Source organism: Oleiphilus sp. HI0132, assembly GCF_001635845.1.
In genome coordinates this window covers 1-933 of the sequence record NZ_LWGJ01000742.1, presented here as the reverse complement: position 1 = coordinate 933, position 933 = coordinate 1, and the positions used below count along the sequence as shown (strand labels likewise).

At 44.3% G+C, this 933-nt stretch carries 2 protein-coding genes; one reads left to right on the top strand and one right to left on the bottom strand.

Features of this window, described 5'->3' with window-relative positions; translation table 11 throughout:
* The first annotated feature begins 4 nt into the window (after positions 1-4).
* Positions 5-139, top strand: a complete 135-nt coding sequence (locus tag A3766_RS30780; protein WP_369808613.1) for a hypothetical protein — start codon at positions 5-7, stop codon at positions 137-139.
* 120 nt (positions 140-259) lie between these two features.
* Here A3766_RS30780 and A3766_RS08810 read toward each other — a convergent pair whose 3' ends face one another.
* Positions 260-853, bottom strand: a complete 594-nt coding sequence (locus tag A3766_RS08810; RefSeq protein WP_068510448.1) for a proprotein convertase P-domain-containing protein — start codon at positions 851-853, stop codon at positions 260-262.
* Positions 854-933: the final 80 nt, after the last annotated feature.

Here is a 933-nt window from a genome sequence, read left to right as displayed (position 1 = left end):
GCAGATTAAGGCGGATACTTTTATTTTACGTCGTTTCTTAACTGGAGCATTAAGCTGGACGACTACCTGGTATAAGCGGGATGGAGAAATATCAATTGAAGATTTGGCTGAACAAGCACTGCTCTTGGCGATTAAGTAAGTAGAGGTGTAAAGTATAGCGTTACTTATTGAGAGCTGGTTTATTCGGCCAACATTAATGGCCAGCTACCAATGTTTGCCGGAAGGTTGCTGCCTCTAATGCAGAGGCAGCAAATCATGCTTAAACTCTTCTACGAGTAAAGCCAAGGCCTGCTAGTCCAAGACCAAGCAAAGCAAGAGTACCTGGCTCGGCTACTGACACAGAGTCGGCAGTATCACCACTGATACCCCAAGCATTAAGAGTACCTGTGTCGCCAGCTAATCTATCGAAGATGGTAAGTTGCCATACAGTGCTGAGTGACTCGCCATCAAATGCTGAAAGCAATTCAGTGCCCTGGAAGGTTCCTGGGCCAAAAGGCGCTGCGACAGTGCTTATATGAGTTCCTGCTTCGTCATCAAAAGTGACTTGAGCTAGGTTATCACCTGAGCCACCATACTGGTCGAATAGCTGCACTTCGGTACCTGTAAAAGTGTTTGTGATAAAGATATCTAGGTCTTGCATCCAAGTGTGTTCAATATCAATGTAAACATTTAGGTCTGCGATGGTTCCAGAGGCGCCAACTGTATTAAAGATAAAGCTGTAGGTGTTACCTGCTGTTCCGTCTTGAGGGATTCTTTCTGGAACGTCTATCGCGTCATAGCTAAATGGTACAGCGAATGCTGCTGATGAGCCGCATAGCATTGTAGCGACTAATGCTGGTTTTAGTTTTTTCATGTGTAAACTCCCTTAGAATAATTTTAGTGCGTTCTTGCACTCACTGAAGTAAGCGGGAATTATGCCGTTATTTATATATT